The 17847-nt window shown below is 38.2% G+C and carries 17 protein-coding genes; 3 read left to right on the plus strand and 14 right to left on the minus strand.

All coding sequences use genetic code 11. The features are described from left to right. Positions 1-106: 106 nt before the first annotated feature. Positions 107-502 (minus strand): DUF2177 family protein, encoded by a 396-nt coding sequence (locus BM098_RS07020; RefSeq protein ID WP_089831813.1) that lies wholly within the window; start codon positions 500-502, stop codon positions 107-109. Positions 503-542: 40 nt separating this feature from the next. Beyond that, positions 543-2321: a DegV family protein gene (locus tag BM098_RS07025; protein WP_159430135.1), complete on the minus strand. Its 1779-nt coding sequence runs from the start codon at positions 2319-2321 to the stop codon at positions 543-545. 269 nt (positions 2322-2590) lie between these two features. On the opposite strand from BM098_RS07025, the gene BM098_RS07030 reads away from it, so the two are divergent. Further along, positions 2591-3337: a bis(5'-nucleosyl)-tetraphosphatase PrpE gene (locus tag BM098_RS07030; protein ID WP_089831817.1), complete on the plus strand. Its 747-nt coding sequence runs from the start codon at positions 2591-2593 to the stop codon at positions 3335-3337. 57 nt (positions 3338-3394) lie between these two features. On the opposite strand, the gene BM098_RS07035 is transcribed toward BM098_RS07030, so the two are convergent. Genes BM098_RS07035 through BM098_RS07045 form a run of 3 tightly spaced genes read right to left on the minus strand, consistent with a single transcriptional unit; the run spans position 3395 to position 5746 of the window. After that, positions 3395-4330 (minus strand): RluA family pseudouridine synthase, encoded by a 936-nt coding sequence (locus BM098_RS07035; protein ID WP_234987437.1) that lies wholly within the window; start codon positions 4328-4330, stop codon positions 3395-3397. Then, entirely contained in the window at positions 4302-5108 is an 807-nt protein-coding gene (locus tag BM098_RS07040; protein ID WP_089831819.1) for an NAD kinase, read from the minus strand. Before BM098_RS07040 ends, BM098_RS07035 begins: the two co-directional genes overlap by 29 nt. Beyond that, positions 5105-5746: a GTP diphosphokinase gene (locus BM098_RS07045; protein ID WP_089831907.1), complete on the minus strand. Its 642-nt coding sequence runs from the start codon at positions 5744-5746 to the stop codon at positions 5105-5107. The genes BM098_RS07040 and BM098_RS07045 overlap by 4 nt, the downstream gene beginning before the upstream one ends. A gap of 140 nt (positions 5747-5886) precedes the next feature. Here BM098_RS07045 and BM098_RS07050 point away from each other — a divergent pair, with 140 nt between their 5' ends. Both BM098_RS07050 and BM098_RS07055 read left to right on the plus strand, forming a co-directional pair. After that, positions 5887-6465 carry a CYTH domain-containing protein gene (locus BM098_RS07050; protein WP_234987439.1) on the plus strand — a complete coding sequence of 193 codons (579 nt, stop codon included), beginning with the start codon at positions 5887-5889 and terminating at the stop codon, positions 6463-6465. Positions 6466-6558: 93 nt separating this feature from the next. Then, entirely contained in the window at positions 6559-7455 is an 897-nt protein-coding gene (locus BM098_RS07055) for a ClpXP adapter SpxH family protein (RefSeq protein WP_307725237.1), read from the plus strand. A gap of 319 nt (positions 7456-7774) precedes the next feature. Here the strand turns inward: BM098_RS07055 and pepF are convergent, their stop codons facing one another. The 9 genes from pepF to BM098_RS07105 form a co-directional block, all read right to left on the minus strand. Beyond that, on the minus strand, positions 7775-9586 hold the full coding sequence (pepF, locus tag BM098_RS07065; protein ID WP_234987440.1) for an oligoendopeptidase F: 1812 nt from the start codon (positions 9584-9586) through the stop codon (positions 7775-7777). A gap of 193 nt (positions 9587-9779) precedes the next feature. Continuing rightward, on the minus strand, positions 9780-10457 hold the full coding sequence (gene mecA / locus BM098_RS07070; protein ID WP_089831825.1) for an adaptor protein MecA: 678 nt from the start codon (positions 10455-10457) through the stop codon (positions 9780-9782). 196 nt (positions 10458-10653) lie between these two features. Next, entirely contained in the window at positions 10654-11049 is a 396-nt protein-coding gene (gene spxA / locus BM098_RS07075; RefSeq protein WP_089831827.1) for a transcriptional regulator SpxA, read from the minus strand. 425 nt (positions 11050-11474) lie between these two features. Continuing rightward, positions 11475-12053, minus strand: a complete 579-nt coding sequence (locus tag BM098_RS07080; RefSeq protein ID WP_089831828.1) for a GNAT family N-acetyltransferase — start codon at positions 12051-12053, stop codon at positions 11475-11477. Between the two features lie 230 nt (positions 12054-12283). Continuing rightward, entirely contained in the window at positions 12284-13504 is a 1221-nt protein-coding gene (locus BM098_RS07085) for a putative glycoside hydrolase (protein ID WP_089831830.1), read from the minus strand. 191 nt (positions 13505-13695) lie between these two features. After that, complete coding sequence (locus BM098_RS07090) at positions 13696-14628, minus strand: ABC transporter ATP-binding protein (protein WP_089831832.1); 933 nt, start codon at positions 14626-14628, stop codon at positions 13696-13698. Continuing rightward, positions 14625-15695 (minus strand): ABC transporter ATP-binding protein, encoded by a 1071-nt coding sequence (locus BM098_RS07095; RefSeq protein WP_089831834.1) that lies wholly within the window; start codon positions 15693-15695, stop codon positions 14625-14627. Before BM098_RS07095 ends, BM098_RS07090 begins: the two co-directional genes overlap by 4 nt. Before the next feature lie 16 nt (positions 15696-15711). Beyond that, entirely contained in the window at positions 15712-16857 is a 1146-nt protein-coding gene (opp3C, locus tag BM098_RS07100) for an oligopeptide ABC transporter permease (RefSeq protein ID WP_089831836.1), read from the minus strand. Then, on the minus strand, positions 16857-17786 hold the full coding sequence (locus tag BM098_RS07105) for an ABC transporter permease (RefSeq protein ID WP_089831839.1): 930 nt from the start codon (positions 17784-17786) through the stop codon (positions 16857-16859). Before BM098_RS07105 ends, opp3C begins: the two co-directional genes overlap by 1 nt. Positions 17787-17847: the final 61 nt, after the last annotated feature.

Here is a 17847-nt window from a genome sequence, read left to right on the forward strand (position 1 = left end):
CATGTTTCAGCTGCATAAAAAGAGCCGAAACATGTGAAATATAAACTTGAAATTATTGGTTAAAACTTCTCACCAACACCATTTGACAAAGAACCCTTTCATCGTATTAAATAAATTGTATTAACCAGTAACTAATACTTGAGACTAGGCCACCTAACGATGTCCCCCAAATTAAATCAATGATGGTAATTTTAATGGGCCAACCTTCAAGTGTAGCAAGATTGGTTAAATCGTAGGTCGAATAGGTGATAAAGCCAAATAACATCCCGCGTAATAACGCCTCAGTAAAACTACCAGAATCAAGAGCTGGATTAATAACAAAGTAAATCAAACCGAAAATGAAGATGAGATAAAAGATAATCGCTGCCACCCAATTCGGTTTTTTACTCATGATAAAGCCAATATGTTCCTGGTAAAGATTTTTAGCAATAAAGCCTAACCAGATCAAATCAATCACAATAAAGACGACAAATGTAATGAGATAAATAATCAAAAAACGCATCGAATCCCTCCTTATAATTGTTTCGTTCCGTTTTTCTCGCTTACTCTTCGTTTGTAATATAGCTCACAGCAACAGCGCCTACCCCAGCACCCATCGCGATAATACCTGAACTCTTTGTCATATAAACAGGTGGTCTGCCTAATGCTTCTGTTAAAGACTCCGTGAAAGCTTCACCGAGTGATCGATCATCGACATAAGTAACGGCGTAATGTTTAATTCCTTTCGTCTGATCTAATTTCTTTAGATGTTTTAAAATTTTCTTTAACGCTCTATCAGGATGAAAGGCAATTTTGAAAATCCCACCATCACCTTGTTCATCCAACGTAATAATTGGGCGTAAGCCGACCTTTTTTGCCAATGAGCCTGCCCTTACACTTAATCGACCGGAAGCAATCATGTTATCAAGTGTATTAATTTTAACTAAAATCTTTGATTGTTTAATCGACTGCTTCGTATTTAAGATTAATTGCTCAACCGGCGTCTTAGCCTTTAATTTCTGCGTTGCTTCCCATACAAGTAGCCCTTCTGCGACTGAGTTTTGTTTCGTATCAATCACATGGATGCGATTTTGTTCATGGGTAAAGCTATTACGTGATTTTATAAATGCATTATACGTCCCACTTAACGCACTAGCAACTGTAAACACAATAATATCATCGTAGTATGATAGTAGGTATCGGTACATGTTTTCGATACTTTTAATAGTCGGTTGGGATGACGTTGGGTGCGTCTTTTTTTCTTTTGCTAGTTCAAATAATCTCTCATTCGTGACGGTGAGTTTATCAAGGTACGATTCATCACCAACAAGGATTGATAAGTTAACCATATGGATTTGTTCATCATCAATAACTTCTTGTGGTAAATCAGCAATAGAGTCGGTCACAATAACAGTTTGATATTTCCGGTGGTGAATACGGTTATATTGCCCAACCATATCATCAACTTTTTGTTCTAAGATTTTACCGTACTGGCTTAAGCGCTTAAACATTTCACTTGGCTCATTTGTATGCACATGCACCCGTACTTTTTGCTTGCCATTCACTTGAACAATCGAATCACCTAAGTCATGAAGGAGCTGTTTCAAATCTGGTAAGTCTGTTGTTTTTTCAATCAGTGCTTCAGTACAGTAACGGTATTGTAATGAGGCATCCTCATGTTCATGCTCAATCGCCGGTAACACTTCTTCACTCGTCAGCGCGTCACCCACAATCAGCTTGCCTTTGAGCCCATCTAAGAAGCCTTTCACAAAATAAGCAAATCCTTTTGCCCCTGAATCAACGACGGCGGATTGTTTCAAAATTTTTAATTGATCGGTTGTATGATCAACCGCAATATCGACTTGAGCTAACGCATTCTCAATCAGCGCATCAAAGGCACTAATTTGTTGACTCGCTTGATACAACGCATCATGGAACGCCTTCATAATTGTAAGCATTGTTCCTTCTACCGGTTTTTCAATTGCTTGGTAGGCATAGTCCATACCGGCTTTACTAGCGGCAATAAAAGCTTCTTTGGTCACATCGGTATCATTTTTCATTGCTTCACTTAAGCCTTGAAAGTACTGCGCAAAAATAAGTCCTGAGTTTCCTCTTGCACCAATAATAGCTGAATCCGCAATCGATTCTAACGTTAATTTTGCATCTTCTTTTAACTCAGCATGAAAAACAATGCTTTGCATTGTCGAAAAAAGATTACTGCCTGTGTCACCATCAGCAACGGGAAAAACATTAATCTTATTTAAAAACATTCGATTATGCATGACCTCTTTTGCTCCGTTAAGTAAACTCTGATAAAGTGTTTCGTTTGTAATAGTATCCATCATCGTCCCCCCTGTTAACTCTTGACTTGAACTACTTCACCTCAATTTCTTGCGAAATTTGAAGATGAGGGGTTCCTCGCCTAATTTAGATAATAACATTAACAAGTTGGTCTATGTTTTGTTAAAACTTTCTCGTTAATGTACACTCCTTATTCCCCCTTTTATATTGGTATAAACACCAATTATGAGCACACGTCATGAATAGATCGTCATAAACGTGGTAAAATACTAACATAAACCTTAACTTTAGATGAAAGCGAGATGATCACATGGCCCTTGACGTTATTGGTGATATCCACGGATGTTACGAAGAATTGGTTGAATTGATCGCACAACTCGGCTACATAGAAAAAAATGGGCACTTCTATCACGACGATCACCGCCGCTTAGCTTTTGTTGGTGACTTAACTGACCGTGGTCCTGCATCACTGAGAGTAATTGAGCTTGTCTATCAACTGGTTGTCGTTGACCAAATTGCTGTGTATGTTCCGGGAAATCATTGCGATAAATTGTACCGTTATTTCCTCGGAAATAACGTTGACGTTAAACACGGTTTAGAAACGACGATTACAGAATATAACCAGCTAAACCAAACAGACAAAGACCAAATAAAACGACAGTTTATGACACTTTACAATCAAGCCCCGCTCTATCACTATGACAAACATTTAAATGTCGTCATCAGCCATGCGGGCATTCTTAACCATATGATTGGCCAGACGAGTAAACATGTCAAAGCCTTTGTTTTATACGGACCCAAACCAAAAGAATATCACCCAGATGGTCGACCTGTGCGGATTGATTGGACACCGCACCATAATGGAGAAACGCTCGTCATCTATGGTCACACGCCGGTTTTGCGCCCGTATATTTCAAATAATACTGTCAACATTGACCTCGGTTGTATTTTTGGTAATAAGCTAATGGCAATGCGTGTCCCTGAACGAACGATGATGACCGTTGACTCTCGGCAACCTTTTCAACCGGAACGTTTCACTGATTTTGAAAATGATTAAACCTAAAACTTGACACCACTCGTGGTGTCAAGTTTTATTTATATTTCTGTCTTGTTCTCATTCATCAATAAGTTTTTGGGCTGTTAATGTGGACAAATCACCTTGTATTGCCGGTAAATCATCTGGCCACGGCGCGATAAATGATAGCACTTCATTTGTATAGGGCTGCGTAAAAGCTAAATGATAACAATGCAGCGCTTGCCGATTGGCTATATCTTTTGTACCGCCATACAAGGTGTCACCGATTAACGGATGCTGAAGATGACTAAAATGGACCCGTATCTGATGGGTTCGCCCTGTTTTTAGTTCAATATTCAACAAACTCCACGCATCTGCTTCTTCGACCACGCAGTAATGGGTTTCGGCGTGTTTACCGTCATAATCTACCGAGCGTTCAATAATCGAGCCAGGTTTGCGAGCAATCGGTAAGGTAATGATGCCACTTGTTTCTTTTAATTTACCTTCAACTACAGCTAAGTAACGGCGTTTTACTTTCATATCTCGAAAATACCCGTGGGCCAGTTGATGTTTAGCGACGAGCACGAGCCCTGACGTATCTTGGTCTAGTCTTGTCACAATATGAACGGTATAAGGGAGATTTATTTGATTGTAATAATGAATGAGACCATGTGCAAGCGAAGCTGTGTCATGGCCCATTTTAGGCATGACAGGTAACCCTGCCGGCTTATTGACTACAAGAATAAAATCATCTTCATAGATGATTTTAAGTGGCATCTCAACCGGATACAGGTTCGGTGAACGCACTTCTTTTGGTAATAGGCAATCAATCGTGTCGCCTTTTTTAACCGGTGCTCTTACATTGACTGGTGTGTTATTTAAGTAAATGGCTCCACCCGCAAACTTTATCTTCTTTAATGTTTGGCGAGACAAGTTTGCCTTAGTTAATAAATAATCACGGACGTTTAAGCCATCTGTTTGTACATGAAAGCGAATCATTTTCCGACTACCGTTCATCCGAAATAAACGAATCATGGACCCGCTTCCAGAATGGAAAGGCTCTAAAACGCGCAAATTTAATTTTTTCTTTAGCGACCGTACACTCGAGTAAGTTCACATGATCGACTGATTTTGTTAAGTGATCAATCGTCATTAAAAAGCTCTGTGCTTCATTCACCGGCTTAAATTGTACAACATGGTGGCTCGGAAAAATAAGTGGTGAGCCAATTGTTCGGTACACCCGGTTATTAATCGATGACATCTCTGTTAACTGCATCGTTGAAAGCGAAGGGTGAATAATCGCACCACCAAGTGCTTTATTATAAGCGGTACTACCTGATGGGGTCGACATGCATAAACCATCACCTCTGAATCGTTCAAACAAGTCGCCATTAATATTAATGTCCATCACGACAGACCCTTCAATTTTTCTTACCGTTGCCTCATTTAATGCTAAGTAACGCTCGTAGTCCTTGACATCCTTTTTAAATACTTTCACTTCGAGTAATGGGTATTCAGCAATATCAAACTTATCTTTTGAAATTTCAATTACGAGCTTTTCAATTTCATCAGGTAACCAGTCCGCATAAAAACCTAGGTGTCCCGTGTGTACCCCAATAAAAGCCGTATCTTTTAACCGGTGAAAATATTGATGAACGGCATGAAGAAAGGTGCCATCTCCACCAACGGTAATGACCAAATCAGGCGCATCTTCATCCATCACTAAGTCGAAGTCACTTAAATATTGATCAAGAATCATTTTAATCGCATTTGATTTTTCATCACCTTTAGACGTTACCACGAATCGTTTCATTCTTCATCCCCCATTTTCTTGAACTTTGGTCTAATTTGATTAAAGATCCACTGAGCCTCCTGGACTTCGTCCTTAATTTTCGCCATTTCTTCATCGAGTTGAAACGCTGCTTCCGCTGCTTTTTTTAATCGCTTTTTAATATCTTGTGGAATTTGACCTTTATATTTATAATTTAACGAGTGTTCATTGGTCGCCCAAAAGTTCATCGCAAGTGTTCTAATTTGAATTTCAGCCGTCACATATTTCTTCCCATGAATCGTTTGAACCGGGTATTTGATAATGACGTGGTAGGACCGATAACCACTGTCCTTTTTATGTTTTATGTAATCTTTTTCTTCTATAACCTGAAAATCGTCACGCTTTCTCAATAAATCAACAATCGTATAAATATCATCAACAAATTGACAAACAACTCTCACTCCGGCAATATCTTGTAATACCGATTCAATCTGATCATCTGTTAATTGTTTACGCCGGGCTTTATCAAACATACTTTGAACAGGTTTAACTCGGCCTGTCACAAGTTCGATTGGTGAATGCTTCTTTTCAATTTCAAACTGTTTGCGCATACCTCTCAACTTTACTTTTAATTCATCAACGACTTGTGTATACGGGACAAGTAGTTGGTGCCAATTCATTTCTTCAGTCATATCAATCACCTCTTCATCAATCTATATCTACCCTTATTGTACCATATTCCCTTTTTACAAGCTTTAAATCTCGACAGATCCGCTTATCTTCCTTATACTTAGAGAAAAACTCATAAAGGACTGACATGATGCAAGAACTAGAAATCGAGCGTAAAAATTTACTTACTAAAGACGAATACAATCATTTAATCACGGGGTTATCCCTCAGTGACGTTACGCCAAAAAAACAACGCAATCATTATTTTGAAACAGCTGATTTTCAATTAAAACAAACCGGTTCCGCCCTTCGAATCCGCGAGAAAAATGGCGCCTTCGTTCTGACACTAAAACAGCCTCAAGGCGATGGCTTGCTTGAAACACATGAACCACTTACAAAACAAGAAGCCAATCAGCTTATAGCGAACAATGGGACGATAAAACCCGCTATTGAGACACGCATCAAAGCTCTTGGTGTACCGATTGAGGCGCTTGTTTTCGGTGGCACTTTGGAAACGAATCGCATTGAGGTTAACCAAGATGGTGTTCTCGTCGTGCTAGATGAGAGTCACTACCTCGGTCAAGTTGATTATGAACTTGAAATTGAGGGTCCGAGCCTTAAGGTAACAGAGGCGCGTCTAGATGGATTGTTAACACGTTTTTCAATTACGAAAAAGGAAACACCAAATAAAATCGCACGATTTTATAGCGCACTAAATAACGTATCATAATCATATTAGTTGCCTATTTTTCAATGAGACTGATACAATAAGGTTGTTGAACACATCGTGTTTAATAAGAACTTGTAGGAAAGGAGAATCGATGTGAGCGCAAACCACACTGGGCCTGAACTTAATCACACTCAACCTAAAGAGGCACAGTATAGCTTCTTTGATCTCTTAAAAAAACCGATTGAAATATACATGTTTACTGACCCACTCTGCCCTGAAGCCTGGTCACTTGACCCAATTATCCGTAAACTTCAACTAGAATATGGACGCTTCTTTACGATTCGGCCGATTCTTACCGGGAAATGGTCAAATATTTATCAAGATGATTTACACACACCGAAAAAATTAAAAGCACAATGGGAGAAGACGGCTTGTGTTACTGGCGTTTGTTGCGACGGAGATCTTTGGATTGAAAATCCTATCAGTTATCCTATAAATGTTTCCATTGCGATTAAAACAGCTGAACTGCAAGGTATCAAAGCGGGCCGACGTTATTTAAGAAAGGTACAAGAAAAACTCTTCTTATATAAAATGGACATATCAACAGATAATGAACTGATTCAAATCGCCAAAGAAGTCCATTTAGATACAGATGAATTTAAGCGTGACCTTCATTCTGATACAGCTAAAAAAGCACTCCGCTGTGATCTGAAACTAACTAAAGAAATGGACGTTGATCACACCCCGTCACTTGTTTTCTTCAATGAAGATGATGAGGATGAAGGATTGAAATTATCTGGTGCATACCCTTATGAGATTTATGTTAAAATATTGAAACAATTACTTGAACACGAGGTTTATCCAATGGAGATACCTGATTTACTTGACTTTATTCGATATTTTAAATTTGTAAGTTCAGTTGAAATAGCTATTATCTTCGATTGGCCTGTTGAAAAGGCATGTAAAGAAATGAAAAAACTGAAATTACAACGCATTGTTGAACATATACCGGTTAAACATGGTATGTATTGGCGTTATTTAGAAGATTAATTTCCCCCTCCACTATCATGTGGAGGGTTTTTGATTAAAAACAGACAGAAAAAATACGCACACAATGTGTGCGTATGATGCCATGACAGATTGTCATGGGGGGATGGGAGAAAGTTTTAGATCAAACAAAGGGGTTTTGTTTGTTAAACATCTCACAAACTACTATAACAACGTTTTCCAACTTATGCAAGCGTTTCTATATACATTTCACAAAATTGTCATACTTGGTACGATTATTCCGCTTTTACTGATTGATGTGTTTACTAAAAAACAGGCTCGCCTCAAGAGGCTAACCTGTTTTTTTAGTTTACATTATTAATTAAACTTCAAGTTGTTCAAGTAACGCTTCAAAATCATTTAATTTCTCTTCGAACACATCTAACGCATGTAAGATTGGTGCTTTCTCAGTCATATCGACTCCCGCTTGTTTTAAGACATTAATCGGTTCATCAGAACTACCAGCCTTTAAGAAGCTTAAGTAGCGTTCAACCGCTGGCTCGCCTTCTTTAAGGATTTGATGGGCGAGCGTTTGAGCCGCACTATAACCGGTCGCATATTGATAGACGTAGTAATTGTAATAGAAGTGCGGGATTCTGGCCCACTCCTTACCAATATAATCATCATACGCGACAGCATCACCAAAGTACTTACGGTTTAATTGATCATACTCTTTAGTGAGACGGTCTGCTGTGAGCGCTTCACCTTGTTGGTCTAACGTATGAATCAAGTGTTCAAATTCACTAAACATCGTTTGTCTAAACACAGTGCCTCTAAAGCCTTCTAAGAAGTGATTCAGTAGATACAGTTGTTGTTTTAAATCATCTGTTTGCTTTAACATGTATTCATTAAGAAGTGCTTCATTACATGTTGAAGCAACTTCTGCGACAAAGATAGAATAGTCACCATAACGGTAAGGTTGATTCTCGCGTGTATAATAACTATGCAGGGAATGACCAAATTCATGGGCTAAGGTAAAGACATTATTCAAGTTATTTTGCCAGTTCATTAATACGTATGGATTAGTGCCATAAGCACCTGAGGAGTAAGCTCCACTACGCTTACCCTTATTCTCATACACATCTACCCAGCGGTTATTAAAACCTTCCTTTAGTCTAGATACGTATTCTTCTCCCATTGGCGCCAGTGCATCAAGAATGAGCGTTTGCGCTTGGTCATAAGTGTATGTTACCTCTACATCTGACACAAGCGGTGTATATAAGTCATACATATGCAATTCATCTAACTTGAGTACCCGCTTTCTTAGTGCAATGTAACGTTGGAGTAGGTCGAGTCGTTCATTCACCGCTTCAACGAGTTGGTCATAGACAGTCTCTGGAATATGGTTAGATGATAGCGCTTTTTCACGCGCTGATTGATAATGTCTCACTTTCGCATAAACGTTATCTTTTTTAACTTGATTGCCTAACGTCGCACTAAACGTATTAATAAACTTCCCGTACGTTTCATACATTGCCATATAAGCGTTTTTACGTACTTCTTCATCTTTGGATTCCAAGAAGTTTATATAGCGTCCATGCGTTAACTCAACAGCCTCTCCGTCTTCATTCGTAACATCCGGAAAGGTGAGGTCGGCATTGTTTAACATCCCAAAAGTTTGGCTTGCTCCACCGGTAACTTCACTCATGCTTGCCAAGAGCTTTTCTTCATCCTCTGATAAGATATGTGGTCGTTTTTTATTTAAATCACGTAAGACTTTATCATAACCTTTTAAACCATCGTGACGTGTTAAGAAACCTTCAAGTCTTGTTTCATCGATTTTTAATATCTCCGGCACAATAAAACTCGTTTCACTAATCGCTTTTGTCAGTAACATCTGTGCTTTTTGATTCATTTCTTGATAGTGAGCATTCGTTGTATCTTGGTCATAGCGCATATGGGCATATGTATATAATTTACCGATTCGCTCTGAAATCTCATCATCAAAAATAAATAGCGCATATAATTGTTCTGCCGAATCACCGAGTGTGCCTTTATAGTCATTAAACTGTTCAAGTTCAGTTTGTAAACGTTGACGTTCCTCTTCCCAGCGATCATCACTTTCAAAAATATCTTCTAATCGCCACGTATCGTTTACTTTTTGTTCATTACGCGTCATTAACTTCTGACTCATCCTATCCACTCCTTATTTTATCTTATTTATTCATTATAACAAATTTATCGCAATCGATTCGACTATCACGCCTTTTCTCTCGTTAAGTTTTTAGATGTATTGATAATGAAGAATGAAACAGACGCTTATTAATCCCTCTACGTAAAAAAACCCTAATAGTCATAAACATCACCATTAGGGGAAAACATATAACTTATAGGTCAAACAAATGCTTCATCGCGGTTAAACCATCTTCTTCAAAGATCGGCTTGCCGTACTCTAAAATCATCGCAATCGATTGTTTTGATTTAGTGCTATACTCCTCGATTTTACTCTTTAATCCGTCTTGGGCAATATCGTCAAGATGAACATCATCAAACGTATAAATCATAAAGTAGTTATCTATATAGTGATAAATCGCATGATCAATAAATTCTGCATCGATCGCATGACTTAATCGAATCACATCTTCAAAATCTTTAAAACTGACTAAGTTCGGCAAGATTTTATACGCTTCGTCATCATAATCCTCTTGATTCGAGTGATCACCCTTATGATCTTGTTCCAATAAACTTTCAATTTTGTCTTGAATCTGATCTTGAGACACCATCTGATCGACTGGCACCTCTAAGTTCTGCCCATCTTTCGACATTTGTGCTTTTGTCACAGTAATCTCCAAGCCTTTTTCTAACGCTTGTACTTGAATCCATAAAGGGCCTTCAATTTCAAAATCCTCTTCTGCGTGATCAGCTTCCTCCATCACCTGCCAGAAGAGCTGTTCACTGCGTTCTCGGTTATACCAAATTTCTTCGCGATTAAAACCACGATCTTCAATATCCATATACGAAATATAAAATTTAATCGTGTTATCATTGATTCTTTCTATTTTCATTCTCTCTTCTCTCCCTTCTGAAAAGGTGGTGGTAAAACATGTCCCTATATATTACCATACCCGAAAAAACCTGCCTTAAGCTTGTAATTATAACTATTGAATGTCTATTTTATCGTATTTATGACGTCTTGTCACTCGATACACACAAAAAAACAAGACCCAAACCCAAAAGGTAGCGTCTTGTTTCAACCGTTGCTTAGTTGACCATTTTTTGCGCTTCACGTAATTGGAACGTTCTTACTTTACGAGGTAAGAATCGTCTAATTTCATCTTCGTTGTAACCGACTTGAAGACGCTTTTCATCTAAGATAATTGGACGACGTAAAATACCAGGATGATCTTTAATGACATTAATAAGATCCTTTAATGGCATTTGATCGATATCCACATCGAGCTTTTGGAATACCTTTGATCGCGTTGAAATAATTTCATCCGTGCCATCTTCAGTCATGCGTAAGATTTCCTTTATTTCATCCACAGATAAATTATCTGAGAATATGTTGCGCTCTTGGTAAGGAATATCATGTTCTTCTAACCATGCTTTAGCTTTACGGCAAGAGGTACAGCTTGGTGAGATATAAAGTGTTACCATCAACCATCACTCCTCAATTATTATATAGTTAAATCATTTGTATACAGTCAATTATTAGATTAAAATAATTATAATCTAATTTACTACTCATAGTATACATCAAAAGCATACCCATTGGATAGGGTTTTTCCTCACTTTACATATAAATTACACAAATCCACGAATATAATGTGTATACTGGTATAACTTTTCCCATCATTGTGATAAGTTAAACATATTTTTTGAAAATAACTTTCTCAACCTTTTCTTATTATAAAGGAGTTAGTTGAGAAAGACAAGATATTACCTTGGATTCAAGATAAATTCTTTTCCTCATATTTCTATCCTTCTGCATTGTTACGATTTTCGAACCATTTTAACGTCGCATTGCCTCTTGACTGAAAAGGATAGCACCTTAATCTGATTACTGATTAAGGTGCTAGCTTTTAGTTTAAGTCATCTAAAATATTTGATTTTTTAACCGCATCGCCATATGAAAGGACTTCATCGGCTTTTTGATAGCGCTTGCCATAGATTTCTTTATCTTTATAGGTATGGATATGTTCATACATATGACGCATTTGATTATAAATGCCTTCCTCACCCTGATTTGATGGCGACCAAAATAGGATTTCTAGAGGCGCATCTTCGTTTGTCACTAGTGATCGTCGATTATAACCAATTGAAGCTGCATGAGTAAAGCCTTCACGTTTATAGAAGTGTAGACGCTTCTTTGTATCGGTATCTGAATAATCAACGGGTTCAACCTCTAAAATAATTGGTTTATTTTTTTGTTTTAGGTTTTTAATTAATTGGTGACCGATTCCTGTTCCTCTCGTATGACTTGCCACATATAAGTAGTCGATGAAGATAAACTCATCAAATTCCGCATACATCATCACATGGTCATCCGATTCATCTTTATAATAGACATCCCCACGTTCTTTTAACAACATCTCCATATGCTCTTTTGATTTCATTTCATGTACTGGAAAGTACTCATTTAATTTTTCAAACCAATCCATTTAAAACATCCCCTCTCTACTATCCTTTTGTATTATAACAGAAGCTGCTTTTTTTAAAAAATTCGCTTTTACTCTATATACCCTGCTTATCAGGGATTTATTCGGTCCTACATCAAAAAAGCTCCCTTTCACTTAAGAAAGGGATGCTTTTCTCCTTAATTCAGATTATGTGTCAAGCAAGACTCACGAACCAATGGCAAAACAAGCGACCAATTATCTAGTCTAACTCATTAGTTCGTCGGCGTGTAATCAACGCCTTCTGTATACTTATTGCTTGAATTCCATAATAAGAATTCATTGATTCCATTATCATTTAATGCTCGAATTTGATCCTCAACCTCTTGTTTACCATAAGTAAAGGTAGCACCGCTATAGATCCATGGCGCAGAAAAATCTTGAATCCATGGACGAGAGGTTGGTGCGTTCTCACCAAGCGCCCCTAATACCTCATTTTCTACCTTCGCATATTCATCAGTAAGGCGATACGGTTCTTTATCAGGTACTGGAATATCAAAATAATTATTAGACCAGTGGCTAGGATAAATCATTGATGAAATGACATCAACGTGTTCTGAGATACGGGTGAAGTTTTGGCCAATTCCTGGTGTTTCCTCTACAGTTGCAGCGTAACCAAAGATATCAACAGATATTTCGACCCCATAATCATGCAACTCATTCTTAGCGTATTCAACGAAATCAGAAACCGCTTCAACCCGTTTTTTAGTGTTATTTAGCTCACCACTTGAATAATCACCTTCAGAATAAGTGAGTTGTTCATCACGGCGCTCAAAACCTTCTGGGAACCGGACATAATCAAATTGAATCTCCATAAAGCCCATTTCAACCGCATATTTCGCAAGTTCAACGTTGTACTCCCAAACTTCTTTCATGAATGGATTAACAAAAGCTTCGCCGCGGTTGTTTTTCCATATTTGTCCGCCATCTTTAAACGAAAGTTCAGGACGCTTTTCGGCCAACACTGTATCTTTAAAGACAACAATTCGGGCAATTGGATAAATACCATTTGCTTCTAAGGCATCCATCATCGCTTCAGGTTCGCTAATGTAGTTTTTCGCAATGTCATAGTAAGGTGATGATTCATCTGGCTTAAAGGTTAAGTTACCGTGATCATCTTTAATATCAATAACCATCGCATTAAGCTCGGTGTTGTTAAGTAGTTCAACAAGTGTTTCAAAGCGACTTCCACCAGCGGAGTGACCTGTTAAATAAATCCCTCTAACGGCATCAGGATATGTAAATGTATAACCTGAATCAAATCGAAAACGCTGCAAGCTCGCCTCTTTCATCGTTTGGTCTAAGGTAATTGTTCGCTTCTGATTAAAACTAACATGTAAAGATTCCGTTTCTTCAGCATAAGTTTCGTTTGTATTTACACCGAACCAGATGCCTAAACTAAAGACAAAAATCGCTAGCATTCTAAGTTGTTTCATTATGTATAACCCCCGCTATTTAATAAGTGACTCTTTTGTCTATTTTAGCCGATTTGGTTCTGAAAAGAAACCGTTGTTTAAAAATGTTGTAAAAAATAGTCTAAAGTCACAAACTCGTGTATTGTCATATTAATATTCATTAGATTTATTGAAAAACTGCGATTAACATTAATGTTAATCGCAGTCACAGATTATTTCATTTCAGTTTTATATTGTTCAAATTCTTTTTCAGTACACAGCACCCAGTGATCTTTTTTAATTTCTCTGAACACTGGTTCTTCACTATGGTCATGATCTTTTTCAGGATCATACTCTACGCGGCGACGGGTCCGCTCATAGTCAGGGTCGGGTAGTGGAATCGCTGAAAGTAACGAGCGTGTATAAGGATGCATTGGATTCTTATACAATTCATCACTATCGGCAATCTCTACCATTTTACCAAAGTACATAACGCCAATACGGTCACTAATGTATTTAACCATCGATAAATCGTGGGCAATAAAAAGATACGTATAACCGAAACGGTCTTGTAAGTCTTTAAGCAAGTTAACGACTTGTGCCTGAATCGACACATCAAGTGCTGAAATCGGCTCATCGGCAATAATAAATTCAGGTTCTACCGCAAGTGCACGGGCGATTCCGATACGTTGACGTTGTCCCCCACTAAATTCGTGAGGGTAACGGTTCGCGTGCTCTTTGCTTAAACCAACGGTTTCTAACAGTTCAAATACACGCGCTTGACGTTCCTTAGGTGATTTCACAAGACCGTGAATATCTAAACCTTCAGCAACAATATCCATAACCGTCATACGTGGATTTAATGATGCATAAGGATCCTGGAAAATCATTTGCATTTTTTGATTGAATGTTTTAAGGTCTGCTTTATTTTTCTTGCCATGAACACTTTCGCCTTTAAATAAAACATCACCTTCTGTAGCGTTATAAAGACGAATAATACTACGGCCAGTTGTTGATTTACCACAACCAGACTCCCCTACAAGCCCAAAGGTTTCACCTTTAAAAATATCAAAGGTAATTCCATCAACGGCTTTAACGGTAGTATGTCGCCCTGTTTTAAAGTGTTGTTTTAGATTTTTTACTTCTAATAGTTTTTCTTTACTCATGAACGGTCACCTTCCTTTTTACGTTCCCCAGGCACGTTCGCATGTAGATTATCTTTCATTCGTGATTGAACCGCTAAAGGCGGCTCCACTTTAGGTGCATGTTCATGGAGTAACCACGTTGCCGCATAATGTGTATCTGATACTTTAAACATTGGCGGTTGTTCAACAAAGTCAATTTCCATCGCATATTCATTACGCGCCGCAAAGGCATCTCCTGTTGGAGGGTTCAACATATCAGGTGGTGAACCCGGAATCGCAACCAATGATTCTTCTTCATTATCCAGTGTTGGCATTGAACCAAGTAATCCCCATGTATATGGGTGTTTTGGATTATAAAAAATTTCATCTGCTGTTCCGATTTCTACTATTTTACCTGCGTACATAACGGCCACACGGTCAGCTACGTTCGCAACAACACCAAGGTCGTGTGTAATAAAGATAATCGAACTATCAACTTTTTTCTGGATATCTTTCATTAATTCTAAAATCTGTGCTTGAATTGTAACGTCAAGCGCTGTTGTTGGCTCATCGGCAATCAGAATCTTTGGACCACAAGCAAGCGCAATCGCAATCACAACCCGTTGACGTTGTCCACCAGAGAACTGGTGGGGGTATTGATCAATTCGCTTCTCAGCATCAGGTAAACCAACCAAATCAAGTAATTCTAACGTACGCTTACGCGCTTCTTTTTTACTGATTTTATGGTGTTTAAGTAACCCTTCCATAACTTGTGAGCCGATTTTCATTGTTGGGTTAAGTGACGTCATCGGATCTTGAAAAATCGTTGAAATATCTTTCCCCCGAATTTTTTGCATCTCGCGTTCACTTAACTGCGCAAGGTTTTTACCTTCAAATAAAATTTCGCCTTCTTTGATGCGACCAGGAGGTGAAGGAATCAGTTTTGCAAGTGCACGTGTTGTTACTGATTTACCTGAACCTGACTCACCTACAATAGCGAGTGTTTCACCTTTCTTTAAATCGAAAGTAACACCGCGTACCGCTTGCACTTCACCACCGTAGGTATCAAAAGAAACATGTAAATTTTTAACTTCTAAAATATTTTCCATGGATTTTTTCTACCTCCTATTCTCTCATTTTCGGATCGAGTGCATCACGTAAACCATCAGCAAGGATATTAAATCCAATCATGATGAGTGACATAACGATCGCAGGGAAAATCATGATGTATGGATTTACTTGAAGTGCTTTAAATCCATCATTAATTAATGTACCGAGCGATGTATCCGGTGCTTGTAAACCTAAACCAATAAAGCTTAAGAACGCTTCAAAGAAGATCGCATTCGGAATTGTAAACATCGCGTTGATAATAATTAAACCAATTGTGTTTGGAATTAAGTGTTTTGTCAAAATTCGCGTATGGCTCGCACCTAGTGTTCGAGACGCCAGCACAAACTCTTGACCTTTAAGTTTTAAAACTTGACCACGAACTATTCGGGCCATCCCTGTCCAGCCAGTAATGGTGAGAGCGATAATAATCGCGACAATACCAGGGTCTAAAATCATAATCATCAAAATAACAACAACTAAGTTTGGAATACCAACTAAGACTTCAATAATACGCTGCATGATTGTATCGGTACGTCCACCAAAGTAAGCGGAAATACCACCATAAGCAACCCCAACAAGCATATCAATAAAGGCTGCGACAAAGGCAATCAGTAAGGAAATACGCGTACCTAACCAGACACGAGTAAATAAGTCACGGCCAAGTGTATCGGTACCAAACCAATAATATTCTTCTACACCTTGAGCTGCATATTTATCAAACGCATACTTAACAACCGCTGGTTCACCTGTTTCACTGTTCGGTTCTTGTTTTACATCTGCTTCAATAAATTCCATGTCAGGTTGTTGGAAACGCGCGAGCGCACGTTGATCTGCTAATTCAAGTGTTTCTGCTTCAAACTCTTGATAGTTTTTTCCATCAAGACCTAGCCAAGAGATATTTTCTAATCCTTGAATCTTAGGATGCATTCTAGAAAGAGATAAATCTTGATCATCCAGCCCGTGTGAACTAAAGACTGGACCTAACAGTGCCATTAACACAATTAAAATCAATACAATCATGCCAAACAAGGCACCTTTATTTTTTCTTAACCGAATCCAAGAGTCTTGCCAGAAGGTAAGACTTGGGCGATTAATTTTCTCACTTGTATCTTCACGGTCTTCTGCCATGACAAACAAATCTTTATTTGGTTCGTTACTCATCAATCCTCACCTCCAGATAGACGGATACGTGGATCGACAATACCGTAAAGTAAATCGATAATTAAAATAACTAGGATGAAGAAAAACGCAAAGAATAGCGTTGTTCCCATAATAATTGAATAGTCATTTGTTAATACCCCACGTGTAAATTGCTCCCCTAAACCGGGAACAGAGAAAATTTGTTCAATAACAAGTGTCCCTGTCATTAAACTAACAGCCATTGGTCCCATGACAGTAATCAGTGGAATCAATGCATTACGTAACGCATGTTTGAAAACTAATGCGAAATTCGATACACCTTTCGCTTTCGCTGTAACCATATAGTCTGATCCCAATACCTCTATCATTTCTGTCCGTAGGAAACGTGAAGAAATGGCCATTGGGAAAATCGAAAGCGAAATGATTGGCATAATCATTTGCTGTGGTGTACCCCAGAATGCAATCGGAAGCCAGCCCAATTTCACTCCGACAAAGTATTGCAGTAATCCTGCAAAAATAAACGACGGGATAGAAATCCCTAATACGGAGATAATGTTTGCTCCATAATCAAAAACCGTATTGTGTTTAATTGATGCCAATAATCCTAATAACATACCAAAGAACGTTCCAATAAATAACGCCCAAATACCTAATTGCGCGGATACGGGAACACCGGCCATTAGAATTTTAGTTACAGGTTGGTTTTTCAGTTGGAAAGATACTCCTAGATCACCTTGCACTAAGTTACCGATATATTTGAAATACTGAATTAAAATTGGTTGATCTAATCCATACTTCGCTTCAATGATCGCACGTTGTGCGGCTGTCACCTTTTGTTCGGCAGTTAGCGGAGAACCTGGGAGCAACTTCATGAGGATAAATGAAAATGTGGCGATAATAAATAAAGTAATCAGCATGTATCCTGCTCGTTTTGCAATGTACTTACCCATAAATTTCCCTCCTAATCAATCTTATTGATTATTCTACAAGAAAGTTCAAACAATTCAAACT

Origin of the sequence: Halolactibacillus halophilus (assembly GCF_900115605.1) — a bacterium.
Lineage (GTDB): Bacteria > Bacillota > Bacilli > Bacillales > Amphibacillaceae > Halolactibacillus > Halolactibacillus halophilus.